The sequence below is a fragment of the Clostridium sartagoforme genome (assembly GCF_004794105.1).
Lineage (GTDB): Bacteria > Bacillota > Clostridia > Clostridiales > Clostridiaceae > Clostridium > Clostridium sartagoforme_B.
In genome coordinates this window covers 675,948-689,740 of record NZ_SRYR01000001.1, presented here as the reverse complement: position 1 = coordinate 689,740, position 13,793 = coordinate 675,948, and the positions used below count along the sequence as shown (strand labels likewise).

Below are 13,793 nucleotides of genomic sequence, written 5' to 3'. Positions count from 1 at the left end.
ACCCCCTATGAAAAAATACTAAATAATTTTTTAAATAACCCTTGTACACCAATTCCTACTTCTTGTTTTTCTTTTCCAACTATTTTTGATGTTATTGCTTCTATACATCTTGAAGCATCACAGTTTGGATATCCTATAACAAAAGGCAATTGATTTCTTACAGACATAGTCAATTTTTTATCTTCATAAATATATCCTAAATAGTCTATATCTAAAGTTAAAAATCTATTTACTGCTGTTTTAAACTTAGAGAATGTTACTTCTCCTTCTTTTTTATCAAAAACTTTATTTACAACTATACTTGCCTTACTTTTAATCTTAAAATGATTTACTGCCTTTAATAAGCTATATCCATCTGTTAATGATGTTGGCTCTGGAGTAGTAACAAGTACAACCTCATCTGAGCAAGCAATAAATGCTAAAACACTTCTACTTATTCCAGCTCCAGTGTCAATGAATATGTAATCAAAACCTTCTAACATTTCTATTTTCTTTAAAAATAAATCTCTTTGATTTTGTTGTAAATCTTCTATATTATTAAGACCACTTCCTCCTGGCAAAAGGTTAACCCCTTCTGGCCCCTCTACTATAACATCTTCTATTGATAAGTTTCCATTTATCAAATCTAAAACATTATGCTTTGGATAAATTCCCATTAACACATCATCATTTCCCATACCTATATCAGCATCAAATACTAAAACCTTTTTCCCTTTTCTTACTAGGCTTATAGCTAAATTTACTACAAAATTGCTTTTACCTACTCCACCTTTACCTGAAGTAATAGTAATAATCTTTGATTTTTTTCTTTCTATATTACTAGTACTACCATTTGCAAGTCTTCTTAAGCTTTCAGCTTGGTCTAGCATACCGATTCCTCCCCAAGAATAAGTTTTATAATTTCATCTTTACTAGGTACCTTAATATCATCAGGAACGTTTTGTCCAACAGTAATATAAGATATAGGCTTGCTAGATTTCTTCGCTATATTATAAAGGCATCCGTAAGAAGTAGTTTCATCAAGCTTAGTAACTATTGTATCTTCGTAGTTTATTTCTCCATATCCACTTAATATAGCATCAATATCTTTATTCTTAGTTGTTCCACTTATTACCAAGGAAATATTGCTTGAATTAACCTTTTGGATAAAAGCTCTAAGTTCTGATATTTGCATAGTATTTTTGCTGCTTCTGCCTGTTGTATCAACTAAAACAACATCACAACCCGATAAAGAATTAATTGCTTCTTCCATTTCCTTTAATGTAATTACTACTTTAAATGGTATATTCATAATTTCTGCATAAGTTTTTAATTGCTCTACAGCACCTATTCTATAAGTATCTATTGTAATTAAGCCAACCTTCTTCTTTTCAATAAGAGCAAGTCTACCAGCTAGCTTTGCAATAGTTGTGGTCTTTCCTACTCCTGTAGGTCCAATTAGAACTACATTGCCTTTTAAATCCTTATTTACTACTTCTATATCTCTTTTTAATACTTCTTTTAATTCATCTTTAAAGCTCTCGATATCTTCATAATTCTCTAAGTTTATATCTTCTAATAGATTTTCTTCTATATCCATATCCCTTAAAAAATCAACAGCTACTAAAGCTTCTTTTTCTTTATTGGTATTTTTAATAACTTTATTTAATAATTCCTTGATTTCCTTTACTTCATCCTTTAAAGCCTCATCTTTTTTAGTATCCGCTTTTTCTGAAATACTAGGCTTTTCTATTTCAACACTTCTATCTATATGAGCTTTAACTTCCTCTTTTTCAAAAATACTCTTTATGCTATTTAATGAGTCCTTAAAATTATCTACCTCTGAAACTTTCTTACTTTTTTTCTTATCTACTTTGCTATTTTCTAAAGCAGCTGTGACTTCTATGAGCTTAGGTTTAAAATATCCTTTTACACCTGACTCCCTTACTTTTCTTTGACTTATAATAATAGCATCCTTACCTAATTCATATCTAATTCTCGTCATAGCTTCATTCATATTTTTTACTAAGTATTTCTTAATAAGCATTATAGTGATACAACTCCTTCAGTTTTTATTTCAACATCATTTGGTATTTCATTTAATGAAATTACCATTACATGTGGAAATACCATTTCTATTAACTTTCTAAAAACAGGTCTTATATTTGGTGATACTAATATAACTGGTTGATTATTATAGAAATAAACCCTATCTATAGTATCTCTTACACTATTTAAAATCTTAGTTGTTGTATCAGGATCTACTGCTGGGAAGGATCCTTGTATAGATTTTTGTGTATTGGCCGAAACTATTTCTTCAATTTGAGCTGATAATGTTACAACTGTGATACTCTTATCTTCATCAATAATTGTATTACAAATAGTTCTAGCTAGAGAGAATCTAACGTACTCTGTTAATAATTCTAAATCCTTAGTTAATCTTGAATTATCAGCTAATGATTCCATTATAGTAACCATATCTTTTATAGGAACTTTTTCTCTTAAAAGGTTTTGTAGAATTTTTTGAAGCTCACCTATTGTCATTAAATCTGGTATAAGTTCATCTACTACAGCACTATATTTTTCCTTAGTATTTTCAACTATTAATTGAACTTCTTGTCTTCCAAGTAATTCATATGAATGTGCTTTAATAGTTTCAGTTAAGTGAGTAACCATAACTGTTGTTGGATCAACTACTGTTAATCCTTTAATTTCTGCTTCTTCCCTTTGATCTTTATTTATCCATACTGCTGGCAAATTAAATGTAGGTTCAACAGTTCTAATACCTGCTATTTGAGTATTTTCTCCTGATGGATCCATGCATAGTAACATACTTGCCATAAGTTCAGCTGAAGCTATTACAGTTCCTCTTATCTTAATTACATATTCATTTGTCTTTAATTGAAGATTATCTCTTATTCTAATTGGTTGAACTACTATTCCCATTTCAATTGCACATTGTCTTCTAACAGATGCAATTCTTTGAAGTAAATCTCCACCTGTTGATTCATCAGCAAGAGGTATTAAACCATAACCTATTTCTACCTCCATAGGTTCAACAGAAATTAAACTCATAACATTTTCCGGCTCTTTTTTTTCAAGTTCTGTATATTCTTCTTCTACTCTTTGAAGCTCTTGCTCCTTAGTTTTTTGTTCTTCCTTAATTAATAAATATGTAGCAACTCCTCCAGCCACTGCAGCTAGTAAAAACGGAAACATTGGCATTCCAGGTATTAAAGCTAGGAAGAACATTACTGCTGATACTATTCCAAGTGCTACTGGGAAAGCAGTAAGTTGTCTACTGAAAGTCTTACCAAAGTTATCAGAGCTTCCAGATCTAGTTACTAATATACCTGATGCTGTTGATATTAATAGTGCTGGAACTTGGCTTACAAGTCCATCACCTATAGTTAATCTAGTATATAATTCTCCAGCTTGAAGAAAGTCCATACCGCCCATAACACCAATAATTATGCCTGCTATTATATTTATAATAGTTATAATTATACCTGCTATAGCATCTCCTTTTACGAATTTAGATGCACCATCCATAGATCCATAAAAGTCAGCTTCTGATTGAAGATCTTCTCTTCTTTTTCTTGCCATAGCTTCATCTATTAAACCTGCATTTAAATCTGCATCTATACTCATTTGTTTTCCTGGCATAGCATCTAAAGTAAATCTAGCTGATACTTCTGATACCCTACCTGCCCCACTAGTAATAACTACGAATTGTATAATAACTATAATTAAGAATATAATTATTCCAACTACATAATTTCCACCTATAACAAATTCACCAAAGGCTTCAATAATTTTTCCTGCATTTCCTTCACTTAAGATAAGTCTTGTTGAGGATATATTTAATCCTAGCCTAAGTAATGTTGTAACAAGTAGTAAAGTTGGGAATACTGACAATTGTAATACATTTGTAGTAAACATAGTTATCATTAATACTACAGCAGATAATGTAATATTAAATGCTAGCAATATGTCTAATAAGGCTGATGGAAGAGGTACTATTATCATAAGTACAATACCAAGTACTGCGAAGGCTACTATTATATCCGTATTCTTTTTTAAGTTAAATTTATTGTTTTCAAGCAAACCTATCCCATCCTTTATTGTCTAGTTCTTCTTCTTATTTTTTTCTAGTTTAAATACCATAGCTAAGACTTCTGCTACTGCTTGATACATATCTTGAGGTATATCGCTATCTATTTCTACAGAATCATATATCAGCCTTGCTAAAGGTTTGTTCTCAATTATCGGCACTTTATACTCCAATGCCTTTTCTTTTATCCTTAATGCAATATTATCTGCTCCCTTAGCTATAACTTTAGGAGCTTCCATTTTTCCTTCCTCATACTTTATAGCTATTGCTAAATGAGTTGGGTTTGTTATTACAACTGTTGCATCACCAACAGATTGCATCATTCTTCTTTGCGACATTTCTCTTTGTCTTTGTTTTATCTTAGATTTTATTTGTGGATCCCCTTCCATTTGCTTATACTCTTCTTTCACTTCTTGCTTAGTCATTCTAATTTCCTTTTGAAAAAGAAGAAATTGTACTACGTAATCTATAATTGCAATTACTACTAGTAATATACAAATTTTTACGAAGAGTCCAACTATTAATGATTTAACTTCCACTCCTAATGTTGGAAGATATAAATTCCCAACTTGCATGATTTTATCAAAGTTTGTACTTATGTATGAATATGCAATATAAATTACTACGCTTATCATTATTAAGTTCTTAACAAGTTCTACTAAAGCTTTTTTAGAAAACATATTCTTAAAACCATTAATTGGATTTAACTTTCCAAAAGAAGGCTTAATTGCATCTTTAACTACTAAAAATCCAGATTGGATTAAACTAGCAAAGACACCTGCTATCATTATAGGAAGAACAACTGGCATTATAGTAATTAGCCCCTTACTTATAACCAATAAATTAATACTATTTAAGCTATTTTCAGTTACTTCCATAGTTCCTAAATCACCTAAGAAATATATTACATTATTCTTTAAAGCTGAAACTATAAATCCACTTAATGCTACTATTACTAAAGTTGTAGCAACTAAAGTTATAGCTAGTCCAACATCCTTACTTCTTGGAATCTGTCCTTTTTTTCTAGAATCACTTTTCTTTTTAGGAGTTGCTTCTTCTGTTCTTTCATCTGCTCCTATAAACATAATTAAAGGAACAGTAGTAATTATCTTTCTAAAAATATCTGGCAGGTAACTTATACTACTAATAAATAATTTAATAATTATTGGTAGTGATACACATATAGCTAATATTCCTACAAGCATCTTTACAGGCATTCCAAGAATCATAACATTTATTTGAGGAACAGCCCTTGATACAAGTCCCATAGCTATATCTGTCATTATCATAATCAATACTATTGGTATTGCTATTTTCAAACCTATAGCAAAATAATTTGCTATTATCTCAATAAGAGTACTCATGGTTTCAGCATGTAAAAGTCCATTTCCCATTGGCAGGGTAATAAAACTTTCCAATAATGACTTAATTAACATATGATGTCCATCTACAATAAAGAATATAATTAAGGCCACATAGTGAAGCAAGTTTCCTGTTATTGTAGTATTGGCTTTACTATTAGGATCCATTGTATTAACCATACTTAATCCTATATGTACGTCTAGCAAACTACCAGCCATAAGTACTACTTCAAAAGCAATATTAGATATTAATCCTAATATTAATCCATTTACTATTTCATAAAATATATAAATAATTAAATAATAATTGCTTGTAATTTCATTTACGCTTCCATAATCTACACCACTTAATAATGCAAAGGAAAAGATTAATGAAAACATGGCTTTAAAAGTTTTAGGTGTTCCATTAGGAAAGAACACATTAGTTATTGCAAAAAATGCTGTTACTCTTAAAAAAATTAAGAATAAAGCTAAAAAATACATTGTATTTATCATTCATCTACCCCCTAAGTAGATACTTTAATAATAAGTTCGAAAATTCTTTCAGTAAAACCTACTAGGGTTTGAAGCATAAAACTAGCTAAAAATAAACCAGTAAATGCAATTCCAATAAGCTTAGGAACAAAGGTTAAGGTTTGTTCTTGAATTTGAGTAGTTGCTTGAAAAATACTTATTATTAATCCAATTAAAATAGAAACTAAAAGAATAGGTCCTGCCACTTTTAAAGATGTCATCAATGCATCTTTTGTAATACCTATTATTAAACTCTCACTCATTTTTTCTCACCTACCCTCCAAAGCTCATTATCAATGATCTAACCATTAGATACCAACCGTCTACCATAACGAATAATAACAACTTAAATGGTAGTGATACCATAACAGGAGGTACCATAAACATACCCATTGACATTAAAACACTTGCCACTACCATATCTATAATTAAGAATGGTAAGAATAATAAGAATCCTATTTGGAAAGCTGTTTTAAGTTCACTTATTGCAAAAGCTGGAATTACAACAGTTAGTGGTATATTATCTTTTGTTATTTCTTCTTTGTTAAGTTTAGAAGTTTCTATAAAAAGCTCTAAGTCTTTTTGTCTAGTTTGTTTAAGCATAAATTCTCTAAGAGGTTTGCTTCCTGCCTCCATTGCCTGTTCTTGAGTAATTGTATTATCCATAAATGGTTTAAAGGCATTTTCATTTATTTCAGAATAAACTGGCTGCATTATAAATATAGTTAAAAATAATGCTAGTCCAATTAAAATTTGGTTTGGAATAGATTGTTGAGCTCCTAATGCATTCTTTAAAAAAGAAAATACTACTATTATTCTAGTAAAGGAGGTCATCATTATTATTATTGATGGTAATAATGTTAAAATTGTAAGTATTATTAACAATTTAATATTATCAACATAACTTTGTGGTGATGTACTTTCTCCACCAACTTGTAAGTTTATATCTGGTATATTAATAGGCTCTGCGCTAACACTTTTATTAAAGGCAAATATTAAAGTGAATACTAATAGCACCATAAATAAGTATTTCTTTTTCTTCATAATTATCTTCCTTCTAATTCTTTTTATCCTTAAACCTACTTATCTTAGATTTAAGATTAGTAATAGCTATCTCATATTGCTTACTTACCTTTTCTTTTTCCATCCTCTTTTCTTCTTCTAAAAGAAAAGTTTCCTCCTCAGATAGCTCATCTATTTTATTAGTAGAGTTAATTGAAGTACTTAGAACATATCCCTTTTTACCTATTTTAACTACTACTATAGCAGTATCTTTTGAAATTTGGTTTCTTTCAAGAACTTTTATATATTTTCCTTCATTAAACTGGCTTATCTTATTATTACTTAATTTAAAAGATAAATACATAAGTCCAAGTACTACTGCTAATGCAAAAATTAGTTTAAACAGTAAAAATATAAAATCCATTATTAACCTACTTTCTCTATTGAACTATAATATCACTAATATAAACATCCTTTAATACACCTGTAGTTAGCTTTGCATTAATTCTAGATATTAAATCACCCTTTAGTCTAGCTTCATTTGCAGGTTCAAAGTCTTTAGCTTTGCAAGATTTAATATAAAATATAGCTACATCTCTTATAACTACTTGTTTTTGTTCAATTTCTGCAGCTAAATCTTTATTTCTTTTATCATAGCTTAAAGATAAATTTAGCTTTACATATCTTTTTGAATTTTCATCACTTAAATTTACAAATATCTCTTCTCCAACTGGAACAAAAGCTTCTTCTATTATTACTGGATTTGATGCAGCATTTCTACTCATAAAGTAATAAACGCCTCCAAAGGTTCCTCCACCTACAAATATTAAAAGTAGTACAATTATTAATGCAAATTTTTTACCCGATTTCTTTTCTTTTTTCTCCTCAGCCATTTAGCTTTCCTCCCCCTTAGATGTAACTATTAAAATATCTACTCTTCTATTTTTAGCCATATCTTCATAAGTATTATTTGGTGCTACAGGTTGAAACTCTCCATAACCTGTTGCTGAAAACCTCTTAGGATCTTGTCCTAATACTTCTACAAAATATCTAACTACATTAACTGCTCTATCTGCAGATAACTCCCAATTGGAAGGGAATCTTGATGTATTTATATCACGATTATCTGTATGACCTTCTATTAAAATAGGATTACTAACTGACGCTATAATTGTATTTAATTGATTTAAAATAGCTTTGCTGTCTTCTCTTAAATCTGAGCTTGATGTTTCAAATAATATATTGTCTCTAAGCTGCATAGCTACTCCTCTTTCGTCGTCAACTATTTCTACAACATCTTGAAGATTATTATTATGTACAAACTCTTTAATAGTATTAAACATTTTTTGCTGATCAGTTAATTCCTCTCCTCCCTCAAATCTATCTTCAGTTTCTCCACCTATTAATGGAACCTCCCCATTATATAAGTTAAACTGCATTAAGGAATCTCCACTTTGCCCACTCATCATAGAAACAAAGGCATTAGCAATACCTTTAGTTTTTTCAGCATCAACAGATGACATTGAATAAAGTAAAACGAAAAATGTAAGCAATAATGTTACTGTGTCGGCATAGGTAGCCATCCACTCATCGCCTCTTAATCCTCCACCACTGTTTTTCTTCTTTCTAGCCATTAAATAACAACTCCTTCTCCATTTTCAATGCTGTTATTTAAGTACTCTAATTTATCCTTAGGAGGTAAGTATGTAATTAGTTTTTCTTCTACAATTCTAGGATTAACTCCTGATTGAATAGCAAGAATACCTTCTAATATCATTTCTCTTTCCCCAACTTCTTTTGCACTCTTTTGTTTTAAGTTTGATGCGATAGGATTACAGAAAATATTTGCTAATAATGAACCGTAGAAGGTTGTAATTAGGGCTTTACCCATACCTGATGCAATATTTGCAACGTCAGTTAAATTTGCAAGCATTTGAATTAGTCCTATTAAAGTACCAAGCATACCAAAGGCAGGCGCGTAAGCCCCCCAAGCTAGGAATATACCCGCTCCTTTTTCATGTCTATTTTCCATTTCTCCTATTTCAAGTTCTAATATCTCTCTAATAGTCTCAGGCTCAATACCATCTACTACCATTTGAAGACCTTTTTTCATAAAAGGATCATCCATTTCAGAAAGATCATCTTCTAAAGATAATAAACCTTCTCTTCTTGCCTTTTTAGAAATACTAGTAAATTTTACTATAATATCTTTTCCTGAAGATTTATTTTCCTTAAAAGCTTGTACAAATAATTTCCCCATGTTTTTCATTTCTTCTAATGTATAAGTGATTAGAAGTGCTGATACAGATCCACCAACAGTTATAATTACTGATGATAAATCCCAGAAAATCATAAGACTACTTCCAATTAACATCCCATATATCATTAACACTATTCCTAATAATAAACCCACTGAGGTTAAAATGTCTGATTTTTTCATAATATTGCCTCCTATTACAACCTATAAGTAACAATTTTATTTTTATACTTAAGTACCTTATCTACAACTTCATCTACACTCTCTAGTACAATATACTTTTTACCATTAGTTAGTGTAATTAACGTTTCAGGGACCTCTTCAATCTTCTCTATATGATCTGCATTTAATATAAATTCTTTGTTGTTCATTGCTGTAACATCTATCATATTATTACCCCTTTTTTTCAATTAGCAGTTAATAATTAACAATTGAGGAAGTAATTTGTTCCAAATTACTATTAATAAATAATTTTAGTAGTTATTTATTAATAGTCTAATTTAAAGCAAATCACTAAAAACTTAATTTCAAAAGCTCCATAACGAACTTTCTCCTCAATTACCAATTATTTATTGTTAATTATTAATTTCTCTTATTAATCTTTAATATACTTGCAAGCAGGTTATTAAAAACTTAACTTCAAAAACTCCCTAAGGAGTTTTATCCTCAATTATTAATTATTCATTGTTAATTATTAATTGTAATTCTATCTTTTTAAGTTAATGATGTCCTGAAGGATTTCATCTCCAGTAGTTATCATCTTACCTGAAGCTTGGAAAGCTCTACTTGAAACTATCATATCGGTAAATTGTTCTGATAAATCTACGTTTGACATCTCAAGCATACCTTGTAAGTTATCTCCATACCCCTTTGAGTTATCATCATTTAATGTTCCAATACCACTTTTAATGATGGCATCACCTGAGTTAACTGATGAACTATATAGATTCCCTCCAAGTTTAGTTAAGCCTTCTGGATTCTTAAAAGTAGACATAGCTATTTGTCCAAGAGCTGCAACCCTACCATCTTCTAAAACTCCATTTATAATACCATTTTTATCTATAGTATAAGTTTTAACTGCTAGCTCAGTATCTGTTCCTGGAACTCTAACCTTATCTGGAATCTTTAAAGTCTTAAGTTGTCCATCATAAGATTTTAAATCCTTTGTTCCATCTACAAAGTTTATGCTTCCATCAGCATTCATACTTTCTACTGGAGTACCACCATAAGTTTCTTCAGAAACTACTCCTCCAATTTCCATTGGTTTTCCTGAAGCAGTAATACCTTGATCAATTCCTTTACCTTCTAAGGCTCTAGTTAAAGCATCTTGAATGTTTTTTGCAGTTACTGCATTAGCAGTTACAAAATCTCCATTAATTGTAATAGTTTTTGATTTTTCATCAATATTAGCCGATGTCTTTGTTCCTGGGGTAATAGTTCCAACTTGGAACTTATAACCGTTAAGAGCTGCTCCAGCATCAAAAGTTAATTCCACTCCACCAACAATTACCTTAGTAGGTGATTTATCTACTTCTCCACCTTCTATTGCATCAGAAGTCAGTCCTGTATAAGGCTTAGATGTTCCAGAAACCTTAACTTGTGGTTTTTCAGTTTGGTGAGCAGCTGCTAAAGCTTCATTAATCTTATCTTCTAAATCTCTAGCTGAAACCTTCTTAGTAAAGTCTCCTGTAATCACAAATTTCGGATTACTCCCTGTTGTTCCTGGAGTGTACTTTACGCCAAGTGATGTAGAGTTAATATCTTCAATTACAAACTCAATATTATTAAATAATTCTCCTTTTGGTAATTCAACATTTAGTCCTGCTATATTTAAAGCCTTTGGTGAAGCTGCAGTTTCTCCTCCAGTAAACTTAATCTTATTATCTATCTTATCCTTATCTATTTGCCCACCTACACTAGTAAATTGAGTCTTAAGTCCTTCTGCCTTTAAAGCACTGTTAACCTTAGTTCTTAATTCTTCACTAGTAAATTTATCTGGAGTAGAATAAAAGTCTCCATTAATAATTATATTTCCATTTTCAACTACTACTGATAAAGCAGTTCCTGCAACGCTTTCTCCTATTGAAATAGTATAATCATTTAACTCTCCATTTTCTGGCTGACTAAAAGTAAATCCACCTACTAAAAGGTCATTTTTACTTCCATCTTTTACATTTACTATCTCTGGTTTCTTGTCTACCTTACCTGAATCGTCTGAAGCACCTTTAATATTCGCCAACGTAGCTGGACTTCCTGTTACTTTAGCTTCTTGTCTAAAGCCATCTTTTTTAAGCACACTATTTATTTCATCTTGTAAATCAGATGCATTAAAGGATTTATCTATGAAGTTTCCGTTTATAACAATTTTCTTTCTACCTTTTTCAACAGTTACTTTTAGTGGTTCCTTACTTATATTTTCTATTTCGAAGCTATAACCATTTAATTCATTACCTTCATTAAATTGAACATTAAATCCTGCTATTGAAGTAGCCTTAGGAGCCAGTGCGTCAGTACCACCAAGGACTGAATCAGATCCTAATCCTTCAAATTTTAAAGGCTTACCAGATACAAATACTTGTTGAGATATCCCTGATGAAGATAATCCTTTATTAATTGCTGATTCAACTTGTGCTGGTGTTAAGGCACCAGTATCTGAGAAATCTCCATTAACTATAATTGTCTTTTCATCCTTATTTACATCTGCTGATGTAACAGTTCCTGGTCCTATATTACCTAAAACAACCTTAAATCCATTTAACTGAGATCCTGGTCCAAATCTAAAATCTAATCCACCAGTATTTACTGCATTTGGAGTTAATCCTGTAGCTTGTTGAGCACTATCATCATTAGTTAATGAATATCCTAATACTCTAAACCCATCTCCTGTTAAAAGGTTTCCTTGTTCATCTAATATAAATGAACCATCTCTTGAATACATTATTTCTGATCCAGAACCACTTAATGATTGCTCTGTAATATTATGAGCTCCTGCTCTATGATTAACTTCTAAAGCATTTCCATAAATAGAAGGTCCTTTACTTACCATAAAGAATCCATCACCATCTATTGCAACGTCTAATTGTCTTCCTGTTGGTTGCATCATACCTTGAGTCATAACTGAGTCTATACTTGCAAGTTGTACACCTAGTCCTACTTGGCTAGCATTAACCCCCCCTTGGTTATTAGATGGTGCCATAGCATCTGAAACATTCTGACTTAACATATCACTAAATCTTGCTCTTGATGATTTAAATGAGGTTGTACCTACATTTGATATATTGTTACCTATAACATCTAATTTTGTTTGATTTACTTTCATCCCGCTTATACCGGAATACATTGATCTTAACATAATTGACCTCCAAGCCTTTATTTTTTTCTTGCATCTGTCATTCAGCAAGAGTTAAGCCTCCTTATAAAAGGTCCAGCTTATAAAATTACAACACTATCAATATTCGTAAAAATATTTTCCTTTGTTCTTTCCCTATCTACAGCTGTAATTACAGTTTTATTTTCAATACTAGCTATTAAAGCTACATCCTTATAAAGCATTACTGAGTTCTTAGAACCCTTGTTTTCTGCTATCTTAAAACCTTTTCCTATTTCCTTCATATCATCTTCAGTAAAATTTATTTCTTTTAATCTATTAGCTGCATGTTTAGATAAGGTATATTCTTCTTGTTTACTAATTTCATTTTTTAAAATATCTTTAAAACTAGCTTTATTATCATTAGTCTTTTCGGTGCTTGTCCCCTTTGGTAATTGGAAGTTACCAACTGGATAAGCTACACCATTAATTACCCTAAAGCCCAAAGTAACACCTTCTTTTTATTAAGAATTTTCCACTTCTCTTTCTACTTCCTCTTCACCATCTTCAGCATCTATTAATTCATCTTTATTATTAGCTGCCTTAATAATCTTATCGTAAGTAAATTCTTGTATTTCATCATTATCATGTCTCTTAATTCTAACCTTAACAACACCTTGATCCTTCACTACACCTAATACTTCACCAGTAATATTTTTTTCATCATCATTTTTTTCACTTAGTTCAACATGCTTTCCTATAAATGATGATGCAACTAAGAATGACATATTACCGTTCATATTATTTATTGCAGGTAATGAATAATCAGGAACATCTAATACTGTTAAGATATCTGTTACATCGAAATCCTTATAAGTATTAGTACCATTTTCATTTACTTCTATAGAGACTGTTGTTTTGCTGCTATTGCTAGTAACAGATTTTACTATACCTGTGTAGTTAACTCCATTACTATCAACACTTTTCATAGTAACTCCTTTTCCTACTAATGAGTTATTAGCATAGCTAGTCATTGTAGTGTTTAAGTTAGTCATTTGCTCCATAGTTGCAAATTGAGACATTTGAGTTACATATTGAGTTGAATCATTATTTCCCATAGGATCCATATTAGATAACTCCGCTGCAAGTATAGTTAAGAATGCATTCTTATCCATATCTTGACCAGGTTTCATAATTTGAGTTCCTCTATCTGTTGCTCTAGCTCCAGAATAACTATTAATTGTGTTAGACACTTCTCTT

General features: G+C 30.7%; 14 protein-coding genes. All 14 read right to left on the bottom strand.

Going from position 1 to position 13,793, the window contains the following annotated elements:
* Positions 1 to 5 precede the first annotated feature (5 nt).
* A complete protein-coding gene (locus E5347_RS03035) occupies positions 6 to 869 on the bottom strand; it encodes a MinD/ParA family protein (protein WP_136004509.1) in 864 nt (287 codons plus the stop codon).
* Positions 863 to 2,026 (bottom strand): flagellar biosynthesis protein FlhF, encoded by a 1,164-nt coding sequence (flhF, locus tag E5347_RS03030; protein WP_136004507.1) that lies wholly within the window; start codon positions 2,024 to 2,026, stop codon positions 863 to 865. Before flhF ends, E5347_RS03035 begins: the two co-directional genes overlap by 7 nt.
* Positions 2,026 to 4,086: a flagellar biosynthesis protein FlhA gene (gene flhA / locus E5347_RS03025; RefSeq protein ID WP_207670446.1), complete on the bottom strand. Its 2,061-nt coding sequence runs from the start codon at positions 4,084 to 4,086 to the stop codon at positions 2,026 to 2,028. The genes flhF and flhA overlap by 1 nt, the downstream gene beginning before the upstream one ends.
* A gap of 21 nt (positions 4,087 to 4,107) precedes the next feature.
* A complete protein-coding gene (locus E5347_RS03020; RefSeq protein ID WP_136004503.1) occupies positions 4,108 to 5,949 on the bottom strand; it encodes a fused FliR family export protein/FlhB family type III secretion system protein in 1,842 nt (613 codons plus the stop codon).
* A gap of 11 nt (positions 5,950 to 5,960) precedes the next feature.
* Entirely contained in the window at positions 5,961 to 6,230 is a 270-nt protein-coding gene (fliQ, locus tag E5347_RS03015; protein WP_136004500.1) for a flagellar biosynthesis protein FliQ, read from the bottom strand.
* A 10-nt stretch (positions 6,231 to 6,240) separates the two neighbouring features.
* Entirely contained in the window at positions 6,241 to 7,011 is a 771-nt protein-coding gene (gene fliP / locus E5347_RS03010) for a flagellar type III secretion system pore protein FliP (protein WP_136004498.1), read from the bottom strand.
* A gap of 13 nt (positions 7,012 to 7,024) precedes the next feature.
* Complete coding sequence (locus E5347_RS03005) at positions 7,025 to 7,393, bottom strand: flagellar biosynthetic protein FliO (protein WP_136004496.1); 369 nt, start codon at positions 7,391 to 7,393, stop codon at positions 7,025 to 7,027.
* Between the two features lie 16 nt (positions 7,394 to 7,409).
* Positions 7,410 to 7,862, bottom strand: a complete 453-nt coding sequence (locus tag E5347_RS03000; protein WP_136004494.1) for a flagellar basal body-associated FliL family protein — start codon at positions 7,860 to 7,862, stop codon at positions 7,410 to 7,412.
* Positions 7,863 to 8,603, bottom strand: a complete 741-nt coding sequence (locus E5347_RS02995) for an OmpA family protein (protein ID WP_136004492.1) — start codon at positions 8,601 to 8,603, stop codon at positions 7,863 to 7,865.
* A complete protein-coding gene (locus tag E5347_RS02990) occupies positions 8,603 to 9,409 on the bottom strand; it encodes a motility protein A (RefSeq protein ID WP_136004490.1) in 807 nt (268 codons plus the stop codon). The genes E5347_RS02995 and E5347_RS02990 overlap by 1 nt, the downstream gene beginning before the upstream one ends.
* 14 nt (positions 9,410 to 9,423) lie before the next feature.
* On the bottom strand, positions 9,424 to 9,615 hold the full coding sequence (locus tag E5347_RS02985; RefSeq protein WP_136004488.1) for a flagellar FlbD family protein: 192 nt from the start codon (positions 9,613 to 9,615) through the stop codon (positions 9,424 to 9,426).
* A 317-nt stretch (positions 9,616 to 9,932) separates the two neighbouring features.
* Complete coding sequence (locus E5347_RS17220) at positions 9,933 to 12,578, bottom strand: flagellar hook-basal body complex protein (RefSeq protein ID WP_136004486.1); 2,646 nt, start codon at positions 12,576 to 12,578, stop codon at positions 9,933 to 9,935.
* Positions 12,579 to 12,655: 77 nt separating this feature from the next.
* Positions 12,656 to 13,039 carry a TIGR02530 family flagellar biosynthesis protein gene (locus E5347_RS02975; RefSeq protein WP_136004484.1) on the bottom strand — a complete coding sequence of 128 codons (384 nt, stop codon included), beginning with the start codon at positions 13,037 to 13,039 and terminating at the stop codon, positions 12,656 to 12,658.
* Between the two features lie 18 nt (positions 13,040 to 13,057).
* Positions 13,058 to 13,786, bottom strand: coding sequence for a flagellar hook capping FlgD N-terminal domain-containing protein (locus tag E5347_RS02970; protein ID WP_136004482.1), 729 nt, complete (start codon positions 13,784 to 13,786; stop codon positions 13,058 to 13,060).
* Between the last annotated feature and the right edge of the window lie 7 nt (positions 13,787 to 13,793).

What these genes read in the sequence shown, in the direction of transcription:
- fliQ (WP_136004500.1), bottom strand. Translation starts at nt 6,230, where the DNA reads ATGAGTGAGAGTTTAATAATAGGTATTACAAAAGATGCATTGATGACA.
- fliP (WP_136004498.1), bottom strand. Translation starts at nt 7,011, where the DNA reads ATGAAGAAAAAGAAATACTTATTTATGGTGCTATTAGTATTCACTTTA.
- E5347_RS03005 (WP_136004496.1), bottom strand. Translation starts at nt 7,393, where the DNA reads ATGGATTTTATATTTTTACTGTTTAAACTAATTTTTGCATTAGCAGTA.
- E5347_RS03020 (WP_136004503.1), bottom strand. Translation starts at nt 5,949, where the DNA reads ATGATAAATACAATGTATTTTTTAGCTTTATTCTTAATTTTTTTAAGA.
- E5347_RS02985 (WP_136004488.1), bottom strand. Translation starts at nt 9,615, where the DNA reads ATGATAGATGTTACAGCAATGAACAACAAAGAATTTATATTAAATGCA.
- E5347_RS03035 (WP_136004509.1), bottom strand. Translation starts at nt 869, where the DNA reads ATGCTAGACCAAGCTGAAAGCTTAAGAAGACTTGCAAATGGTAGTACT.
- flhF (WP_136004507.1), bottom strand. Translation starts at nt 2,026, where the DNA reads ATGCTTATTAAGAAATACTTAGTAAAAAATATGAATGAAGCTATGACG.
- E5347_RS02995 (WP_136004492.1), bottom strand. Translation starts at nt 8,603, where the DNA reads ATGGCTAGAAAGAAGAAAAACAGTGGTGGAGGATTAAGAGGCGATGAG.
- E5347_RS03000 (WP_136004494.1), bottom strand. Translation starts at nt 7,862, where the DNA reads ATGGCTGAGGAGAAAAAAGAAAAGAAATCGGGTAAAAAATTTGCATTA.
- E5347_RS02990 (WP_136004490.1), bottom strand. Translation starts at nt 9,409, where the DNA reads ATGAAAAAATCAGACATTTTAACCTCAGTGGGTTTATTATTAGGAATA.
- E5347_RS17220 (WP_136004486.1), bottom strand. Translation starts at nt 12,578, where the DNA reads ATGTTAAGATCAATGTATTCCGGTATAAGCGGGATGAAAGTAAATCAA.